17 protein-coding genes and 1 tRNA gene are annotated in these 17,827 nt (G+C 63.2%); 10 read left to right on the top strand and 8 right to left on the bottom strand.

Annotated features, from left to right (window positions below):
• A complete protein-coding gene (pgsA, locus tag MKI88_RS06785; RefSeq protein ID WP_241630207.1) occupies nucleotides 1-552 on the bottom strand; it encodes a CDP-diacylglycerol--glycerol-3-phosphate 3-phosphatidyltransferase in 552 nt (183 codons plus the stop codon).
• Nucleotides 553-666: 114 nt separating this feature from the next.
• Here pgsA and MKI88_RS06780 point away from each other — a divergent pair, with 114 nt between their 5' ends.
• The 5 genes from MKI88_RS06780 (at nucleotide 667) to MKI88_RS06760 (ending at nucleotide 6,725) form a co-directional block, all read left to right on the top strand.
• Nucleotides 667-1,995: an MFS transporter gene (locus tag MKI88_RS06780; protein ID WP_241630206.1), complete on the top strand. Its 1,329-nt coding sequence runs from the start codon at nucleotides 667-669 to the stop codon at nucleotides 1,993-1,995.
• Nucleotides 1,996-2,297: 302 nt separating this feature from the next.
• The gene (gene deoA, locus MKI88_RS06775) at nucleotides 2,298-3,641 is read left to right on the top strand and encodes a thymidine phosphorylase (RefSeq protein WP_241630205.1); all 1,344 of its coding nucleotides are present in this window, start codon (nucleotides 2,298-2,300) and stop codon (nucleotides 3,639-3,641) included.
• Between the two features lie 10 nt (nucleotides 3,642-3,651).
• Nucleotides 3,652-4,893, top strand: coding sequence for a NupC/NupG family nucleoside CNT transporter (locus MKI88_RS06770; RefSeq protein WP_241630204.1), 1,242 nt, complete (start codon nucleotides 3,652-3,654; stop codon nucleotides 4,891-4,893).
• A 42-nt stretch (nucleotides 4,894-4,935) separates the two neighbouring features.
• The gene (gene deoC, locus MKI88_RS06765) at nucleotides 4,936-5,784 is read left to right on the top strand and encodes a deoxyribose-phosphate aldolase (RefSeq protein ID WP_241630203.1); all 849 of its coding nucleotides are present in this window, start codon (nucleotides 4,936-4,938) and stop codon (nucleotides 5,782-5,784) included.
• Nucleotides 5,781-6,725 carry a rhodanese-related sulfurtransferase gene (locus tag MKI88_RS06760; RefSeq protein ID WP_241630202.1) on the top strand — a complete coding sequence of 315 codons (945 nt, stop codon included), beginning with the start codon at nucleotides 5,781-5,783 and terminating at the stop codon, nucleotides 6,723-6,725. Before deoC ends, MKI88_RS06760 begins: the two co-directional genes overlap by 4 nt.
• Nucleotides 6,726-6,747: 22 nt before the next feature.
• Here the strand turns inward: MKI88_RS06760 and MKI88_RS06755 are convergent, their stop codons facing one another.
• The 3 genes from MKI88_RS06755 to MKI88_RS06745 form a co-directional block, all read right to left on the bottom strand.
• The gene (locus tag MKI88_RS06755) at nucleotides 6,748-7,284 is read right to left on the bottom strand and encodes a hypothetical protein (RefSeq protein ID WP_241630201.1); all 537 of its coding nucleotides are present in this window, start codon (nucleotides 7,282-7,284) and stop codon (nucleotides 6,748-6,750) included.
• 180 nt (nucleotides 7,285-7,464) lie between these two features.
• Nucleotides 7,465-8,769: an OmpP1/FadL family transporter gene (locus MKI88_RS06750; protein WP_241630200.1), complete on the bottom strand. Its 1,305-nt coding sequence runs from the start codon at nucleotides 8,767-8,769 to the stop codon at nucleotides 7,465-7,467.
• A gap of 175 nt (nucleotides 8,770-8,944) precedes the next feature.
• The gene (locus MKI88_RS06745; protein ID WP_241630199.1) at nucleotides 8,945-9,646 is read right to left on the bottom strand and encodes a glutamine amidotransferase; all 702 of its coding nucleotides are present in this window, start codon (nucleotides 9,644-9,646) and stop codon (nucleotides 8,945-8,947) included.
• Between the two features lie 187 nt (nucleotides 9,647-9,833).
• Here MKI88_RS06745 and epsC point away from each other — a divergent pair, with 187 nt between their 5' ends.
• Nucleotides 9,834-10,823, top strand: a complete 990-nt coding sequence (gene epsC, locus MKI88_RS06740; protein WP_241630198.1) for a serine O-acetyltransferase EpsC — start codon at nucleotides 9,834-9,836, stop codon at nucleotides 10,821-10,823.
• Nucleotides 10,824-10,888: 65 nt separating this feature from the next.
• Here the strand turns inward: epsC and MKI88_RS06735 are convergent.
• Both MKI88_RS06735 and MKI88_RS06730 read right to left on the bottom strand, forming a co-directional pair.
• Nucleotides 10,889-10,964: transfer RNA gene (locus MKI88_RS06735), tRNA-Ala, on the bottom strand.
• A gap of 83 nt (nucleotides 10,965-11,047) precedes the next feature.
• The gene (locus MKI88_RS06730) at nucleotides 11,048-11,380 is read right to left on the bottom strand and encodes a TIGR02300 family protein (RefSeq protein ID WP_241630197.1); all 333 of its coding nucleotides are present in this window, start codon (nucleotides 11,378-11,380) and stop codon (nucleotides 11,048-11,050) included.
• Between the two features lie 141 nt (nucleotides 11,381-11,521).
• Here MKI88_RS06730 and aroA point away from each other — a divergent pair, with 141 nt between their 5' ends.
• The 4 genes from aroA (at nucleotide 11,522) to MKI88_RS06710 (ending at nucleotide 15,987) form a co-directional block, all read left to right on the top strand.
• Nucleotides 11,522-12,859: a 3-phosphoshikimate 1-carboxyvinyltransferase gene (gene aroA / locus MKI88_RS06725; protein WP_241630196.1), complete on the top strand. Its 1,338-nt coding sequence runs from the start codon at nucleotides 11,522-11,524 to the stop codon at nucleotides 12,857-12,859.
• Nucleotides 12,856-13,491, top strand: a complete 636-nt coding sequence (gene cmk / locus MKI88_RS06720) for a (d)CMP kinase (protein WP_241630195.1) — start codon at nucleotides 12,856-12,858, stop codon at nucleotides 13,489-13,491. The genes aroA and cmk overlap by 4 nt, the downstream gene beginning before the upstream one ends.
• A gap of 208 nt (nucleotides 13,492-13,699) precedes the next feature.
• Nucleotides 13,700-15,415: a 30S ribosomal protein S1 gene (rpsA, locus tag MKI88_RS06715; RefSeq protein ID WP_241630194.1), complete on the top strand. Its 1,716-nt coding sequence runs from the start codon at nucleotides 13,700-13,702 to the stop codon at nucleotides 15,413-15,415.
• Between the two features lie 293 nt (nucleotides 15,416-15,708).
• Entirely contained in the window at nucleotides 15,709-15,987 is a 279-nt protein-coding gene (locus MKI88_RS06710) for an integration host factor subunit beta (RefSeq protein ID WP_241630193.1), read from the top strand.
• 67 nt (nucleotides 15,988-16,054) lie between these two features.
• Here MKI88_RS06710 and MKI88_RS06705 read toward each other — a convergent pair whose 3' ends face one another.
• Both MKI88_RS06705 and MKI88_RS06700 read right to left on the bottom strand, forming a co-directional pair.
• Nucleotides 16,055-16,825 (bottom strand): ABC transporter permease, encoded by a 771-nt coding sequence (locus tag MKI88_RS06705; RefSeq protein ID WP_241630192.1) that lies wholly within the window; start codon nucleotides 16,823-16,825, stop codon nucleotides 16,055-16,057.
• Nucleotides 16,822-17,820 (bottom strand): ABC transporter ATP-binding protein, encoded by a 999-nt coding sequence (locus MKI88_RS06700; RefSeq protein ID WP_241630191.1) that lies wholly within the window; start codon nucleotides 17,818-17,820, stop codon nucleotides 16,822-16,824. Before MKI88_RS06700 ends, MKI88_RS06705 begins: the two co-directional genes overlap by 4 nt.
• Nucleotides 17,821-17,827 lie beyond the last annotated feature (7 nt).

The raw sequence follows: 17,827 nt of genomic DNA, 5'->3' as shown, positions 1-17,827 counted from the left end.
TCAGTCCATGTGCTTCAGGCCGACGCGCAGATAGTCCCAGCCCGTGATCAGCGTGAGGATCGCTGCGCCCCAGAGCGTCAGCAGTCCGACCGACATCACCCATGGCCAGTAGGGCACCGCGCCCGCGAGGATCAGCGCGCCCAGCGAGACGAGCTGGAACGTCGTCTTCCACTTGGCAAGCTGGCTGACGGGCACCGAAACGCTGAGTCCCGCGAGAAACTCGCGCAGGCCCGAGACCATGATCTCGCGCAACAAAATGATCAGCGCGGCGATCATGTGATAGCCCTGGATATCGTCGATGAAGATCAGCATCACGACCACCGAGGCGACCATGATCTTGTCCGCAATGGGATCGAGAAAGACGCCAAGCCGCGACACGGCGCCCTTCGCGCGCGCAAGATAACCGTCAAAATAGTCGGTTATGCCCATCAGGCAATAAAGCGCATAGGCGATCCAGTAATCAAACGGCTTCGGGTTGGGCCAGAGCAGAAAGACCAGCAGGGGAACGGCAAAGATGCGCGAAAGCGTCAATATGTTGGGCAGCGTCAGCATGATCGCCCCACCCATAGCGCGCTTGAATGACGCTGTGGAGAGTTTCGTTGGACTCGGCCTTATGCTCAGCTATGACGCCGCCAACGTACACAACCGGAGCGTCTTCGCCTCCTCATGAAAACCTCGCTCCGGCTTCTCGCGCGGCGCCGATTTCTGCCGCTTTTCGTTACGCAGCTCCTCGGCGCCTTCAATGACAATCTGTTCAAGCAGGCGATGGTGCTGTTCGTCGTCTATGGAGTGTACAACGACGCGGCGTCCGAAACCGCGTTCAGCGGACTGGCGACGGGCGTCTTCATCCTGCCCTTTTTCCTGCTTTCGGCCATGTCGGGGCAGCTTGCGGATTCGATCGACAAGGCACGGATCATCCGCATCGTGAAATTCTGCGAAATCCTGATCATGCTCGTCGGCGCTGCGGGGCTGCTGCTTGCCTGGCAGGGTTTCGCCGTCAAGTTGCTCGCGATCCCGCTATTGCTGCTCGCGCTGTTTGCGATGGGCATACATTCAACCTTTTTTGGTCCCATCAAATACGCGATCCTGCCCCAGCACCTCGAGAAAGACGAGGTGCTTGGCGGCACCGGGCTGGTCGAGGCGGGCACCTATATCGCGGTGCTGGCCGGGACGATCCTCGCGGGCGTCATTCCCGTGGAGTTCGCCGCGATCGGCGTGATCGTGACGGCGGTGATCGGATATTTCTCCGGGCGCCAGGTGCCCCCCGCCCCGCCAGTGCATGAGGATCACACGATCGACTGGCACGTCGTGCGGTCGTCGATCGCGCTGATCAAGGCCACAATGCATATTCGTCGGCTGTTCCTCGCAATCCTTTCGATCAGCTTCTTCTGGACGATCGGTGCGGTGCTTTTCATCCAGTTCCCGCCGCTCGCCAAGAACGTGCTGACCGCGGACAAGGCGGTTGCCAGCCTCTTCCTCGCGGTATTTTCGGTCGGTATCGCGATCGGCTCGATCGCGATCAACCGGCTGTTGAAGGGCACCGTCTCTGCGCGTTTCGCCCCCGCATCTGTACTCGCGATGGCGGGTTTCGTCGTCGCCTTCTTCTTCGTCTGCAGCCAGTGGCACGGCGCGAGCAATGGCCATCTCTACGGCATAGACGAGTTCCTCGACCACGATCTCGTCTTCCCGCTGCTCGCGAGCCTGCTCGGCATTGCGGTCGCGGGGGGCATGTTCGTGGTCCCGCTCTACGCCTTCCTCACCACCACCGTCGACAAGAGCCAGGCGGCGCGCACCGTTGCCGCGAACAATATCGTCAATTCGGGCGCGATGGTGATCGGATCACTGATCGCATTGGGCCTGAGCGCGGGCGGCGTCTCGATCCTGCACCAGCTGCTGTTCAGCGCTGCGATGTGCCTCGTCTCGGCATGGCTCGCGCAAAAGCTGCATCTGGCCTGCGACGTGCCGCTGGAGTCCGGCCTGACGCCGCAGGACTGAACATCGCGGCGCCGAATCGGCGTGTCAGGCGATCAGGCCGTAAAACACGAAGAAACCAGCGACAAAAGTGGTCAGAAAGAGCCGCGCGTCAGCACTGAGTCCCGGCAAGGGAGTTGCGGCCTGTGCGGCGGGTTTCGGGACGCGTCGGGCGTCCACAAGGGGAAGAGCGCGGTGCATGACAGAAGCGTTAACGCTTCGTTGACGAATTCGACCATCCTAAAAAAGCGTTAACGCGAACTGTGCCTTATCGGGACAAGCGACAGCGGCTTTTCGCAGCCACCGGGCGGTGTATGAGAGGGCGCATGGCCACGCCCCCCTTTTCCGAGATCATTCGTCGCAAGCGCGATGGCGAGGCGCTTTCGACCGACGACATACACCGTTTCGCTTCCGGTCTCGCCGACGGCTCGATGCCTGCGGAACAGGCGGCCGCGCTCGCCATGGCGATCTTTCTGAATGGAATGAACCTGGCCGAAACCGCAGCGCTGACCGATGCTTTTGTGCGTTCGGGCGAAGTGATCGACTGGCAGACCGTCGGGCTCGACGGTCCCGTGCTCGACAAGCATTCGACGGGTGGCGTCGGCGACAAGGTGAGCCTGATGCTCGCGCCGATCGTGGCCGCGTGCGGCGGCTATGTTCCGATGATCTCCGGGCGCGGGCTCGGGCATACCGGCGGAACGCTCGATAAGATGGCGAGCATTCCAGGCTATGATGCCTTTCCCGGCCTCGACCGGTTCCGCGAAGTTGTGCGACGCCATGGCTGTGCGATCATAGGCCAGACGGAAGAGCTCGCGCCCGCGGACCGGCGGATGTACGCGATCCGCGACATCACCGCGACGATCGACTCCTTTCCGCTGATCACCGCCTCGATTCTCTCCAAGAAGGTTGCGGCCGGGGTGAAGGGGCTCGTCATGGACATAAAGACGGGTTCCGGCGCGTTCATGGCGCGCCCCGGACAGGCGCATGCGCTTGCGCGCAGCCTGATCGGTTCGGCCGCGACGCTCGGCGTCACCTGCCATGCGCTCATCACCGACATGAACGCGGTGCTTGGCACCACCGCGGGAAATGCGCTCGAGGTGCGCGAGGCAATCGACTATCTGACTGGCACGGTGCGCGATCCGCGACTGCACAAGGTCACCATCGCGCTTGTAGTCGAGATGCTCATGATCGGCGGACTGGCCGCCGACCATGAAGAGGCCGAGGCCCGCGCGGATGCGGCGATCGCCAGCGGCAGGGCTGCCGAGATCTTCGGCCGCATGGCGGCGGCGCTGGGCGGTCCCGCAGATCTGATCGAGCGCGCCGACACATATCTTCCCCAAGCGCCCGTATCGCGCCCTGTCTTCGCGCCAGTGCCGGGCTATCTCGCCCGTGTCGACGTCCGCGCGGTTGGAGAGGCAATCATCGACCTGGGCGGTGGTCGCCGTACTGCTGAAGACCGTATCGACCCGCGCACCGGCTTTAGCGAGGTGGCGACGATCGGCGCCCGGGTCGGCCCCGATCGACCGCTCGCGATCGTCCATGCAGCCGACGAAGCGGCGGCAAAACGGGGGCTGGCAGAATTTGTGCGCGCGTGTATCGTCGCGCCCGAAAGGCCGACAGACGGGGCGGTGATCCATGCGATCGAGCTACCGCGGGGCCCAGGGGGGTAAAATCACCGAGATGAACAGGTACCTTATCGGCGTAGCCGGGATCGTTATCATTCTGGCGATCGCCGTCGCGCTGTCGTCCAACCGCCGCTGGATCCGGCTCCGCGTCGTCGGCGCGGCCTTCGCGCTTCAGGCGGGCATGGCCGTCCTCGTTCTCGGCACGCCCTGGGGACAGAAGGTCATCGGTGCGATGTCGCGCGGCGTATCCAACCTGCTCGGCTATGCCAAGGCGGGCACCGACTTCATCTTCGGTCCGATCGCCGGCCCTGCGATCGGCGGCAACAGCTTCGCGATCGCGGCGCTGCCCGTCATCATCTTCTTCGCCTCGCTGATCTCGATCCTCTATTATCTCGGCATCATGCAGCTCATCATCAAATGGGTGGGCGGCGCGATCCAGCTCGTCACGGGCATCACCAAGGTCGAATCGCTTGGGGCTGCAGCGAATATCTTTGTCGGCCAGTCCGAGAGCCCGCTCGTCATCCGCCCCTATCTGGCGAGCCTGACCCCGTCGCAGCTCTTCACGATCATGACCGTGGGCATGGCGGGTGTCGCGGGCACGATCCTGGGCGCCTATGCCAGCATGATCGGCGAACAGCTCCTGCCCTATCTGCTCGCGGCGAGCTTCATGTCGGCGCCCGGCGGCATTTTGATGGCCAAGATCATCATGCCCGACGACCCGAGTATCGGCGAGTTCGAGCCGATCGCGATCGCCGAAGCGAGCCATGACGAGGAAAAGCCCGCGAACATCATCATGGCCGCCGCGCAGGGTGCCCAGACCGGCGTGAAGCTTGCGGTTGCCGTCGGCGCGATGGTGCTGGCCTTCGTGGCGCTGGTCGCGCTCGCCAACGGCATTCTCGCCGGTGTAGGCGGCTGGTTCGGCTATCCCGAACTCTCCTTCCAGATGGTGCTGGGCTGGATGTTCCAGCCGATCATGTTCATGCTCAATGTTCCCTGGCACGAGGCGGGAACCGCTGGCGGACTGTTCGGCACCAAGATGGTTCTCAACGAATTCGTCGCCTTTATCGATCTCGGCAAGACGCAGGGGTCGCTCTCGCCCGTCACGATCGCCATCGTCACATTCGCGCTGTGCGGATTCGCCAATTTCAGCTCGATCGCGATCCAGATGGCGGTGACGGGCAATCTCGCGCCCAATCAGCGCCCGCTGATCGCCAGGATGGGGATCAAGGCTCTTATCGCCGGTTCGCTCTCCAACCTGATGAGCGCGGCGCTCGCAGGCTTGCTGATCGCGCCCTGACACCCCTCCCCTTCGCGGGCAAACTGATCTAGGGGGACGGGGATGAACTCCATTCCCCTTGATCCGGACGCCGTGGAAGCAATCCAGGTCGATGCCGCGGCGATCGAGACAGCCGTCGCCGCGATCGTTCCCGGCGCCGATCCCAATGCTGACCTGCGACTTGCCATTTCGTGCATGGACCTGACGACGCTGCAGGGCGACGACACCGAGGATCGCGTCCGCGCGCTCTGCGCCCGTGCGCGGTCACCGCTGGCGAACGCCCCCGGCCTGACCACGGCCGCCGTTTGCGTCTATCACGCGATGGTGCCCGCCGCGGTCGCGGCGCTGCACGGGAGCGACATTCCGGTCGCGGCGGTTTCGGCAGGCTTTCCTCACGGCTTGTCGCCGCTTCCCACGCGCATCGCCGAGATCGAGGCTTCCGTCGCCGACGGTGCGAAGGAGATCGATATCGTCATCCGACGCGGCCATGCGCTGACCGGAAACTGGCAGGCGCTTTATGATGAGGTCACGGCGTTCCGCACTGCCTGCGGGCCGGTGCACATGAAGGCAATTTTGGCGACCGGCGAATTGGGTGATCTGACGACGATCGCGCGTGCTTCCCATGTCTGCATGACAGCGGGCGCTGACTTCATCAAAACCTCGACGGGCATGGAAAAGATCAACGCCACCCTCCCCGCCGGCGCGGTGATGCTGCGCGCAATCCGCGATTTTCATGCACAGACCGGCCGACGCGTGGGCTTCAAGCCCGCCGGAGGAATTGGCACCGCCGACCAGGCGCTGCAATGGATCGCGCTTGTGCGGCAAGAACTCGGCGAGGATTGGCTGAACCCCGGTCTGTTCCGCTTCGGAGCCTCTCGCCTCCTCGACAATGTGACAGGGCGGCTGGCATGACCCTGCCCGTCTGCGTCGCCGCGCTCTATCGCTTCACGCGCCTCGCCGATATCGCCGCGCTGCGTGAGCCACTGCTCAACGTCTGCAACGAGGGCGGCGTGAAGGGAACGCTGTTGCTCGCCGCTGAAGGGATCAACGGCACGATCGCCGGATCGCAAGCCGCGATCGCGCGTGTGATCGCGCATATTCGCACTGTCCTGCCCGATTGCGACGCGCTCGAAGTCAAATATTCGCGTGCAGAGACCATGCCCTTTCACCGCATGAAGGTGCGGCTGAAGCGCGAGATCGTCACCATGGGCCAGCCCGACATCGATCCGCTCAAGGGCGTGGGTCATTATGTCGCACCCGCTGACTGGAACGCGCTGATCGCGGATCCCGATACGATCGTGATCGATACGCGCAACGACTACGAAGTGGCGATCGGCAGTTTCAAGGGCGCGATCAATCCCCGGACCGCGAGCTTCCGCGACTTTCCCGCATGGTTCAGAGAACAGCGCGCGACGCTGATCGGGCAAGGCAAGGCGCCGAAGGTCGCGATGTTCTGCACCGGCGGAATACGCTGTGAGAAATCGACGGCATTCCTCAAATCCGAAGGACTGGACGAGGTCTATCATCTGCAGGGCGGCATCCTGAAATATCTGGAAGACGTACCCGCCGAGCAAAGCCTGTGGGAAGGCGAATGCTTCGTCTTTGATCAGCGCGTCTCGGTCGGGCACGGGCTGACGCTGGGCTCGCATGATCTCTGCCATGCCTGTCGCCGGCCGGTGAACGCAACGGACAAAGCCTCACCGCTCTATGTCGACGGTGTGAGCTGCCCGGCCTGCCATGACGAACGCAATGACGCGCAGCGCGCGGGCTATGCGGAGCGCGCCCGCCAGACCAAGCTGGCCGAAAAGCGTGGCGAAACGCACATCGGGGCAATCTACCCCGACAAGGACTGATCGCGGCGTCCGCGCGGGTGCGTCAGAGCCCTATCGCGGCAGCAATCGCATCTGAAAACAGCCAGCCGGTGACCGCGACGCCGGCCACAGCGAACACCGCGGTCGCGGCGAGGAGCTTCGCCGCCGCGGAGGACGGCCGGTATTCGGTGGTGAGATCGAGCGTGTCGGCCAGGGCCTCGGGTTCTGCCTCGGGCAATTCCGCGATGGTTTCGCCGCCCAGCTTGGCGCCCGAGATACCCGCCATCAGCGCGATCTTGTCATCGGCCAGAGCGCGCTTCTGAAGTGCAACCAGCTCGGTGATTTCCCGCAGCTCGGCAGCCGCGGAGCCCGCCGGTCCGATACCCTCGATAAAATGTTCGAGCTCGCGGTCCATATCGGCAAGGTGATCGAGCGACTCCATCGCGGGCCTGCGGTCGCGCCGCAACACCGCGAGCTGGAGCCGGACGGACTGCATGTTGACGGCACGCAGCAACTGCATCCCCGCGACTAGCTCTGCTTTGGAAACGGCGCCCGTGGCGCCCTCGCTGCGATCCTGGATCGAGTAGGAATAGCTCAGCATGATCTTTACGCCCCGCTCTACGCACGCAGCAATCGGACGCTTGCGCGCGTTGCATGCGTACTGGCTATGCCTGAGCGGGCGCCAAAGCCAGCGCGTGCGCGGGTTTACGCGGCGGATTGTGCGGTGCGGACGGTACCTTGCAGTTTGGCCGGCGCTCGGGCGCCGGCCAATCCGGATTCGTCAGAAGCGAAAGCGCCCGCCAATTGCGAGCACGATCGCGCTCGTGTCTTCGAGCCGTCCGTCAACGATGATCGGCGTCTGTGCTGCGGTTCCCGCGTAAGCCGCGGTGACGCGGTCGATCGAAGCGTCTTTGAAGCTGACATAGTTGACCGCTGCGTCGATCGTGAAACGCTTGCTCACATCATAGGACGTGCCTGCCGCGAAGTTCCAGCGATCGGAATCGGGAACGCGCGCGTCACGCTCGCCGTCACGCGTCGGCGTCTGGTCGTGCTGCACGCCGGCGCGGACCGTCCACTCAGGGCCGAAATCATAGTCGAGCCCGCCCGCAAAGCTCCAGGTGTTGCGATAGTTTTCGGGGATCGCCTGATTGATCGGGTCGCCGAGGCGGATTGCATCGAACTCGCTCCAGCCGATGCGAACGACCTGCGCGTTGAGCGTCAGCTTGTCACTCGCCTTGAAGCGTCCACCCATGATGAGCTGCCAGGGCGTGCGGAAGGCGGCATCGGCGTCGATCGTCCCATTGGCCGGCGCAAGCGGGCCAAGCAGACCGCTCGTTTCAACGCGACCTGCCAGCGTGTGCTTGATGCTCGACTTGTAACTGACGCCGAGGGTCATCGGACCCGTGTGGACCTGCGCACCCGCGCTCCAGCCAAGATCCCAGCCATCGCCTTCGAGCCGCTGTTCACCATCAGGCAGCGCCGCCACCAGATTGGGAAGCGCATTGGTCAGCGTCGCGTCGCTATATTCGATATTCGCCGCGACACCCAGGCGCAGCCAGTCGGTCGCAGCGATCGCGAGCGAAGGCTGGATGTCGATCGTCCGCAGCTTCGACTTGTCGGCGGTATAACGGACCCAGCTATCGGCGTCATAGTTGGTGGTGAAGCTATAGGGTGCACTGACAGCCAGGCCAGCCACGAGCCGGTCGGTCAGTCGTATGGCGACCGCGCTGCTCGGCAGGATCCCGGTCTCGATCGGATCCTTGGCGAGAGGGTTGCCGCCCACGGGCGCTGCGGGCTGACCGGGACGAACGATCACCGTGCCATTGTCGCGTACCTTCGCGCTCGGCAGGATCGTGCTGATGCCGATATAGACCTCGTTCTGTTCGATGTCCGCGATCGCAGCCGGATTCCACCACAGCGAATCGGCCCCCTCATCGGCGACCTCGCCGGAAAACGCCCGCCCTGCGGCCTTCACCGACTGTTCCTGCAGATAGAAGCCGCCGGCATGGGCCGCGCCCGGAAACAACGCCAACGCAGTCAATGATACCGTTGTCACGGCTACGAAACGAATGTGCGAACCCTTCATGCTCCGGCTTTCCATCATGATCTGGAGGACTTCGAATCACCCGATTTCAAGCAGCGGGGACCCGGTCAAAACCGGCCAGTGATCGATTAGTTGCTTTGAAGTCAAACCATCGAAGCTAAGCGCCATCAATCGTTGACAAAAATCCCCGGCTATTTGAAGTGCCCGAAGAAGCCTCTCAATCGAGCGAGCATAACCACTGGCGGATCATCTTTTGCCCCGCTTCTACCGCCGCGGGGCCGATAGCGGCATATTGCGCCCGCAGCGTCTCGGGCTCGATTCCGACTTCCGCAAGGCTATCGTGCGACTGGTCGATCCACGCCTCGATCCGGGGATCGAGGCCCATTTCGGCATGGCATTGCAAGGCCAGCACCCGTCGTCCGCAGCGGAACGCCTGGTGTGGATATTGCGGGGTCGACGCAAGCAACGCGGCGCCCGCGGGCAGGTCGAATGTATCGCCATGCCATTGCAGCACCGGCTGATCAGCGAGATGGGCAAGCGGGGATGCCAGACCATCGGCGTTCAGCGTAAGTCGGTGAAAGCCGATTTCCTTGGCAGCGCCTCGATAGACCCGCGCACCGAGCGCGGCCGCGATCATCTGCGCTCCAAGGCATACGCCGATCGTCGGCCGGTCCAGCATCAGGCGCGCGCGCAGTCGTTCGATCTCGTGCGCGATCCAGGGATAGCGATGGTCGTCGTAAACGCCCATCGGACCGCCCATGAGGATCACCAGATCGGGCGAAACGAGATCGGCTTCGTGAAAATCCGGGTTGGCTACGTCGAGCCGCTCGATCTGGTAGCCCGCGCTCTCTATCGGATCGCGAAAACCGGCGATGCCTTCATAAGGGACGTGTCGAACGATCAAGGCACGCTTTGGCACGGTGGGTCGCTCTTATCCGAATGAAGGCTGCGAGCATGGCTCACCGACACAGCTATCCCGCTGGTCCGCACGCGCAAACGCAGAAGATTTGACGCGCACCATATATTTTCTATCTTAAAAGTAGAAAAATCATCTGGCAGGTCGGCAGGCACCTCATGCAAGATGCAAGCTGACCGCAGGACAGGCCATGACCGATACGCTTTCCGACGATACCGCGCGCGCGCAGCCGCCTTTCCCCGGTAATCTGGGCGACGTCGTCCGGCGATTGCGCGAAACACGACAGACATGGCGTGACGCGCACCGGCGACATGCCGAGCATGGCGCCCTGGGCTTCCCGGCGCGACGCGCGCTTGAAAGGATCACGGGCGTATTGTGCGCCGCGCTTTTCCCGCTTCGTCTCGGCCCGCCCGAACTGCACCCGGGCAACGAGGACGCCTTTGTGGAAGCAACGCTGGAAGCGGCGCTGTCGCAACTGGCAGCGCAGATACGGCTCGAGTTGCACTATTCCGACCCGGACGCCACTGGCGAACGACTCGAGATCATGGTGCAGAACATCATCGGCGATTTCTCGATCGCACTGCCCGAACTCCGCGCGCTGATCGACACCGATATCGAGGCTGCCTATGCGGGCGATCCCGCCGCACGCAGCGTCGACGAAGTGCTGCTCTGCTACCCCTGCGCGATCGCGATTATCCATCACCGGCTGGCGCACCGGCTATATCAACTTGGCGCGCCGCTGGTCGCACGAATCATTTCCGAGATCGCACATTCGCGAACGGGGATCGATATTCACCCCGGCGCCCGGATCGGGCGCAGTTTCTTCATAGATCACGGCACTGGCGTCGTGATCGGCGAGACTGCGATCATCGGTGACAGGGTAAAGCTCTACCAGGCGGTGACGCTGGGTGCGCGCAACTTCCCGACCGACGACGAAGGCGCGATCGCACGCGGCGCACCGCGACACCCGATCGTAGACGACGATGTCGTGATCTATGCTGGCGCGACGATTCTGGGCCGGGTCACCATTGGACGCGGGTCGACGATCGGCGGGAATGTGTGGCTCACCCAGAGTGTGCCGGCGGGCAGCCATGTTCGTCAGGCTCACCCGAATCTTACCGTGGTCGCAGATACCGATGGCGCGGAGCAACCGGCGCAGAGCGCTCGGGTGAACGCCTAGCGATTCGGTGCGGCGTACGCTTGGCGCCGTTTGCAGCCCAACATCACAGTGATTTAAGAGGAGGATGGTGGAGCCGAGGGGGATCGAACCCCTGACCTCTACAATGCCATTGTAGCGCTCTCCCAGCTGAGCTACGGCCCCGAAACCATCTCGCCGCTCTGGGTAGGTGCGGCGTTGAGGCGCTGCCCATTATGCTGGCAGCGCCTGCTTGGCAAGACGTTTAATCAATTATTCGAATCGTCCTCGCCGTCGGACGTGTCGACTCCGAGATCGTCATCGCCGCCGAGATCGACGTCATCGTCGGGCGAATCGGTTTCGTCGGTGTCGACGTCGATATCCAGATCGTCATCGGCCAGCACCGCATCATCCGCGGTCTTGCCTACGACTTCCTGCTTGGGCGCGTCATAGGGAAGCGGCTGCTTCGACTTCAGCACGGGCTCGGGATACCAGTTATTCCCGCATTCGATGCAGGTAACGGGATCCTCCTTGGCAAGATCGTAAAAGCGGGTACCGCATTTCGGACAGGTCCGCTTGGTGCCCCATTCAGGCTTCACCATGTGCTGCCTCAGCCTCCAGAATAAGTGAAAACAGCGGGCCATCGCATGATCGATGCCCCGCCAAACGCCGCGCGCCTTGCCATAGCGAAACGCCGCTGTCAAAAGCCTGCGCTCACTCCAGCCGGAATGTGCGCTTTCCCGATGAATCCAAGCAGCCCCTCGCCCGCCTCCTTCGCCGCGTCCGGACCACTTAAGGGGCGGGTGCGCGTGCCCGGCGACAAATCGATCTCGCACCGTTCGCTGATGCTATCCGCGCTCGCGGTGGGTCGGAGCACGGTCCGCGGGCTGCTGGAAGGCGAGGACGTGCTGGCAACTGCCGCCGCGATGCGCGCGATGGGTGCCACGATCGACCGCGGCGATAACGGGATATGGACGATTCACGGCGTCGGCGTCGGCGGGCTGCTACAGCCACAGGCCGCACTCGATATGGGCAATAGCGGCACCTCGACCCGGCTGCTGATGGGGCTGGTCGCGAGCCACCCCATCACCGCCACCTTCACCGGCGACGCATCGCTTTCGGGGCGCCCGATGGGACGTGTGATCGAACCGCTGAGCCAGATGGGTGCCGACATCACCGCCAGCCCGGGTGGACGACTACCACTGATGCTGCGCGGTCTCTGCCCCGCCGTTCCGATCGAATACCGTCTTCCCATGGCGTCCGCACAGGTCAAGTCAGCGGTGCTGCTCGCCGGCCTCAACACCCCGGGCATCACGCGCGTGATCGAACCGATCGCGACGCGCGACCATAGCGAAAGGATGCTGACGGGGTTCGGCGCGGATCTGACCATCGAAAATGATGAGACGGGCGCGCGCGTGATCGCGATCCGCGGCGAAGCCGAACTGAGGCCGCAGGATATCGTCGTGCCCGGCGACCCCTCCTCGGCCGCCTTCCCGATGGTGGCAGCGCTGCTCGTGCCGGGTTCCGACGTCGTGATCGAGAATGTCGGCATCAACCCGACCCGCGCCGGACTGATCGAAGTGCTGCAGGCTATGGGCGGCGACATCACTCTCACCAACGAACGCGTCGTGGGCGGAGAGCCCGTCGCCGATCTCCACGTCCGCCATTCGATGCTGAGCGGCATCGAGGTCGACCCCGGAATCGCACCCTCGATGATCGACGAGTTTCCGATTCTCTTCGTCGCGGCGGCGCTGGCCCGAGGCCGTACGGTGACGCGCGGACTGGAAGAGCTGCGCGTCAAGGAGTCCGACCGGATTGCGCTTATGGCTGAGGGGCTTGCCGCTATCGGGGCACGGGTCACCGAGACCGAGGACGGGCTGATCATCGACGGAACCGGCGGAGAAGCGCTTCCGGGCGGTGCGCCAATCGCCGCAAAACTCGATCATCGTATCGCAATGAGCTTTGCGGTGGCTGGACTTGTTTCAGCGGCGAACGTCATGGTCGACGACATGACGCCAGTTGCCACCAGCTTCCCCCAATTCGCCGCGCTCATGACTTCGCTGGGCGCGCAGATTTCATGATCATCGCTGTCGACGGCCCGGCCGCATCGGGCAAGGGCACGATCGGACGTGCGCTCGCCAGACATTACAAACTGCCGCATCTCGACACCGGCCTGCTGTATCGCGCGGTCGCGTGGGGCGTGCTCCATGAGGGCAACGATCCCGAAAACGAGACCGACGCGCTAGCCGCCTGCACCTTTGAGGACTCGCTGCTCGACAATCCCGAACTGAAGGGGGAAGAGGTCGGGCGTATCGCATCGATCGTCTCCGCGCACCCCCTCGTCCGCGCGACGCTGATCAAGCGTCAGCGCGCCTTTGCGCAGCAGCCAGGCGGTGCTGTACTGGACGGACGCGATATCGGCACCGTCATCGCGCCAGAGGCTGACGCAAAGCTCTTCGTGACCGCGACGCCGCAGACGCGCGCGCGTCGTCGCCACGCGGAAATGCAGAAGGCCGGCAGCACGATGAGCCTGGACCGCGTGCTCGCCGACATCCGTGCGCGCGACCGCCGCGACATGATGCGCGAGACCGCCCCGCTGGTGCAGGCTCCGGATGCATACTTGCTCGACACCAGCTATCTCTCTATAGACGCCGCCGTCCAGCGGGCGATTGCGCTTGTGGACGGACGTATCAAGGCGAAGCTTGCGAGCTGACCCTGGGCTGCGAAACGCAAGGCGCGAAGGGGCCGGCACTGAAAGCCGGCGCTCTTGACGCGCCCTTTTCGCTTTCCGCGATGCGCGCGGCCACAACCCTCTCGTTCGCGGGACGCCGTCTGGGCATGGGGCCCTTGCGGCACTTCTGGTCAAGACCGCCGGATCCAACCGGCTGGCCGGAAAAATGTACGAAAGACAGGAACCAACCATGGCCTCATCGGCATCCCCCTCGCGCGACGATTTCGCCGCGCTCCTGAATGAATCGCTCGGCGGCGAGAACGAAAGCTTCGAAGGCCGCGTCGTCAAGGGCACCGTTACCGGAATTGAAAACGACATGGCCGTCATCGACGTCGGCCTGAAGTCGGAAGGCCGCGTGCCGCTGCGCGAGTTCGCAGCGCCTGGCCAGAAGGCCGATCTGAAGGTCGGCGACGAAGTCGAAGTTTATGTCGACCGCGTCGAGAACGTCCATGGCGAGGCCATGCTGTCGCGCGATCGCGCGCGCCGTGAAGCCGCCTGGGACAAGCTCGAAGCCGAGTTCACCGAGAGCGCGCGCGTTGAAGGCGTCATCTTCGGTCGCGTCAAGGGCGGCTTCACCGTCGACCTCAACGGTGCCGTGGCGTTCCTGCCCGGCTCGCAGGTCGATATCCGCCCCGTGCGCGACGTCACCCCGCTGATGGACATCCCCCAGCCCTTCCAGATCCTCAAGATGGACCGTCGCCGCGGCAACATCGTGGTGTCGCGTCGCGCGATCCTCGAGGAAACCCGCGCCGAGCAGCGTTCGGGCCTGATCCAGACCCTGACCGAAGGCCAGGTGATCGAGGGCGTGGTCAAGAACATCACCGATTATGGTGCGTTCGTCGACCTGGGCGGCATTGACGGCCTGCTGCACGTCACCGACCTCAGCTACAAGCGGATCAACCACCCGTCCGAGATGATCAACATCGGCGACACGGTGAAGGTCCAGATCATCCGCATCAACCGCGAGACGCAGCGCATCAGCCTCGGCATGAAGCAGCTCGAGAGCGATCCGTGGGAGGGCGCATCGGCCAAGTACCCCGTGGGCGCCAAGCTCACCGGCCGCGTGACCAACATCACCGAATATGGTGCGTTCGTCGAGCTCGAAGCGGGCATCGAGGGCCTCGTCCACGTCTCCGAAATGAGCTGGACCAAGAAGAACGTCCACCCCGGCAAGATCGTCTCGACCAGCCAGGAAGTCGATGTTGTCATCCTCGAGGTCGACGAAGACAAGCGTCGCATCTCGCTCGGCCTCAAGCAGGCGATCAACAACCCGTGGGAAGCCTTCGCGGCTGCGCACCCGGTTGGCTCGACCGTCGAGGGCGAAGTCAAGAACGCAACCGAATTCGGCCTCTTCATCGGCCTCGACGGCGATGTGGACGGCATGGTTCACATGTCGGACATCGCATGGGGCATCTCGGGCGAGGACGCGCTCAACCTGCACCGCAAGGGTGAGAGCGTCCAGGCGATCGTTCTCGACATCGACGTCGAAAAGGAGCGCATCTCGCTCGGCATGAAGCAGCTCGAAAAGGGCGCGCCCGCCGTTGGCGGCGTCGCCGCTGCCTCGGGCCTCAACAAGAACGAGGTCGTCACCGTCACCGTTCTCGAAGTCCGCGATGGCGGCCTCGAGGTTCAGGTTGGCGACGACGGCGCGACCGGCTTCGTCAAGCGCACCGATCTCGGCCGCGACCGCGACGAACAGCGCCCCGAGCGCTTCCAGGTCGGCCAGAAGCTGGACGCCATGGTGACCGGCTTCGACCGTTCGAAGAAGCCCACCTTCTCGGTCAAGGCGATGCAGATCGCCGAAGAGAAGCAGGCGGTTGCGCAGTACGGTTCGTCCGACTCGGGTGCGTCGCTCGGCGACATCCTCGGCGAAGCGCTGAAGGCACGTTCGGAAGACAAGAAGTAAGGCACAGAAAAATTACGCGCCGCCGTCGATGCCATCGGGCATCGGCGGCGGTTTTTTTGTATCTTTACAATAATATGTAAAATCACGACGTCAGATTCCACCGCGAAAAACCTCCCCCTTGCCGTGAATTCTCCGGACAAAGGCTTGCAAATAAACCGAAATCCGGCACATTCACAGGCGTTGCCGCAGGCAGTGGGAGCCCGCGTCAACCAACAAAAATGCCTGCGTAATCGGGCTCAACCCGGTGTTTCGTCGTTCCCGTTGGACCGGCGGGGCCCATATGGGGATTTGCCATGATCCGTTCCGAACTCGTCCAGAAGCTCGCTGCGGAAAACTCTGGTCTCTCAGTCAAGGATGTGGAGCACATCGTCGATGTGTTCTTCGACGAAATCAGTGCGCGACTCGCCAATGGCGGACGCGTTGAGCTGAGAGGTTTCGGGGCATTCTCGACACGTGCACGTTCGGCCCGCACGGGCCGCAATCCGCGCACGGGAACGGCCGTTGACGTCGATGCGAAGCGCGTGCCCTATTTCAAGCCGGGCAAGGAAATGCGCGAGCGGCTCAATATGTAGCTGCAAGGCCCACCGCACGGCGCCGGCCCTTGAACGAGCCGTTTCGGTGCGGTGGGTTGCAGGATGATCAGTTCTTGAGGCGATACCCGGTTCTGAAGATCCACCAGATAACCCCCAGGCAAAGACCGAAGAAACCAAGCGTGGCCGCCATGCTGACCTCCACGCTCACATCGCCCTTGCCGTAAAAGCTCCAGCGGAAACCGCTGATCAGATAAACGATCGGATTGAACAGCGTCACCGTCCGCCAGGCGGCGGGCAGCATGTCGATCGAATAGAATGCGCCGCCGAGGAAGGTGAGCGGCATGATGACCAGCATCGGGATGACCTGAAGCTGTTCAAAGCTCTTCGCCCAGATGCCGATGATGAAACCGAACAGGCAGAAAGTCGTGGCGATCAGGACGAAGAACGCGGCTGTCCAGACGGGATGCAGGATCTGGATATCGACGAAGAAGTTTGCGGTGATCAGGATCACGAGCCCCACGATCATCGACTTGGTCGCCGCCGCGCCAACATAGGCGAGCACCGTCTCGAACGCCGAAATCGGCGCCGATAGCAGTTCATAGATCGTTCCCGACCATTTGGGCATGTAGATGCCGAAGCTCGCGTTGAAGATGCTCTCGGTGAACATCGACAGCATGATGAGGCCCGGCACGATGAAGGCGCCATAGGGCACGCCGCCAATCTCGGTCATGCGCGATCCGATCGCGGAACCGAAGACGATGAAATAGAGCGAGGTCGTGATCACCGGCGTGAGCAGGCCGGTCAGCAGCGTCCGCCGAAAACGGTGCAGCTCGAACTTGTAGATGGCCCACACGCCACGCGCGTTGAAACCCATCATTTTTCTCCCTTTCGGTCGCTGACCAGCCCGACGAATATCTCCTCCAGCGAGCTCTGGCGCGTGTGCAGGTCCTTGAAGCCGATCCCCAGATCGCTCATCCGCCGCAGCAGCGAGGGGACGCCCGTCCGCTCGGCATTGGCATCGAACTCATATTCGAGTTCGTTGCCATCGGCCTTGATCCGCAGCTTCCAATCGGAAAGCCCTTCGGGAATTGCCGCCATTGGCTCGGCGAGATTGAGCGTGAGCGTCTTCTTGCCGAGCTTCTTCATCAGCGCGGTCTTTTCCTCGACGAGGATGAGTTCGCCCTTGCTGATCACCCCGACGCGATCGGCCATCTCCTCGGCTTCCTCGATATAGTGCGTCGTAAGAATGATCGTGACGCCGCTCTCGCGCAGCTGGTGGACGAGCGTCCACATGTCGCGCCTGAGCTCGACGTCGACCCCGGCGGTCGGTTCATCGAGGAACAGGATGTCGGGCTCATGGCTCAGCGCCTTCGCGATCATCACGCGACGCTTCATCCCGCCCGACAATTCCATGATCTTGTTGTTGCGCTTTTCCCAGAGCGTCAGGTCCTTCAGGATCTTCTCGATATAGGCAGGATCGGGCGCCTTGCCGAACAGGCCGCGGCTGAAGTTGACGGTGTCGATCACGCGCTCGAACTGATCGGTGTGCAGTTCCTGTGGCACTAGGCCGATCTTGGTCCGCGCGGCGCGATAGTCGCGCTGGATGTCATGGCCATCGGCAAGAACCGTGCCCGTGGACGGGGTCACGATGCCGCAGACGATGCTGATCATCGTCGTCTTGCCCGCTCCGTTCGGACCGAGCAACGCGAAGATTTCGCCCTTGCGGATTTCCAGATCGACGCTCTTCAGCGCCTGAAAGCCGCCCTTATACGTCTTGGAAAGACCCGAAATCGCAATCACCGGCGGCGCGGCCGCCCCCGAGTACCCCCCGCCGGGGGCGTGTCCATTACCCTGGATATCGGCGGCACGCATATGTTTC

The organism is Sphingomonas sp. LaA6.9 (genome assembly GCF_022601895.1).
In the GTDB taxonomy this organism is placed as follows: domain Bacteria; phylum Pseudomonadota; class Alphaproteobacteria; order Sphingomonadales; family Sphingomonadaceae; genus Sphingobium_A.
The sequence above is the reverse complement of the archived record's forward strand: the minus strand, read 5'-3'. Positions and strand labels throughout refer to the sequence as shown.

Coding starts and splice junctions, on each gene's coding strand:
- pgsA (WP_241630207.1), bottom strand. CDS start 552: ATGCTGACGCTGCCCAACATATTGACGCTTTCGCGCATCTTTGCCGTT.
- MKI88_RS06780 (WP_241630206.1), top strand. CDS start 667: ATGAAAACCTCGCTCCGGCTTCTCGCGCGGCGCCGATTTCTGCCGCTT.
- deoA (WP_241630205.1), top strand. CDS start 2,298: ATGGCCACGCCCCCCTTTTCCGAGATCATTCGTCGCAAGCGCGATGGC.
- MKI88_RS06770 (WP_241630204.1), top strand. CDS start 3,652: ATGAACAGGTACCTTATCGGCGTAGCCGGGATCGTTATCATTCTGGCG.
- deoC (WP_241630203.1), top strand. CDS start 4,936: ATGAACTCCATTCCCCTTGATCCGGACGCCGTGGAAGCAATCCAGGTC.
- MKI88_RS06760 (WP_241630202.1), top strand. CDS start 5,781: ATGACCCTGCCCGTCTGCGTCGCCGCGCTCTATCGCTTCACGCGCCTC.
- MKI88_RS06755 (WP_241630201.1), bottom strand. CDS start 7,284: ATGCTGAGCTATTCCTACTCGATCCAGGATCGCAGCGAGGGCGCCACG.
- MKI88_RS06750 (WP_241630200.1), bottom strand. CDS start 8,769: ATGAAGGGTTCGCACATTCGTTTCGTAGCCGTGACAACGGTATCATTG.
- epsC (WP_241630198.1), top strand. CDS start 9,834: ATGACCGATACGCTTTCCGACGATACCGCGCGCGCGCAGCCGCCTTTC.
- MKI88_RS06730 (WP_241630197.1), bottom strand. CDS start 11,380: ATGGTGAAGCCTGAATGGGGCACCAAGCGGACCTGTCCGAAATGCGGT.
- aroA (WP_241630196.1), top strand. CDS start 11,522: ATGAATCCAAGCAGCCCCTCGCCCGCCTCCTTCGCCGCGTCCGGACCA.
- cmk (WP_241630195.1), top strand. CDS start 12,856: ATGATCATCGCTGTCGACGGCCCGGCCGCATCGGGCAAGGGCACGATC.
- rpsA (WP_241630194.1), top strand. CDS start 13,700: ATGGCCTCATCGGCATCCCCCTCGCGCGACGATTTCGCCGCGCTCCTG.
- MKI88_RS06710 (WP_241630193.1), top strand. CDS start 15,709: ATGATCCGTTCCGAACTCGTCCAGAAGCTCGCTGCGGAAAACTCTGGT.
- MKI88_RS06705 (WP_241630192.1), bottom strand. CDS start 16,825: ATGATGGGTTTCAACGCGCGTGGCGTGTGGGCCATCTACAAGTTCGAG.
- MKI88_RS06700 (WP_241630191.1), bottom strand. CDS start 17,820: ATGCGTGCCGCCGATATCCAGGGTAATGGACACGCCCCCGGCGGGGGG.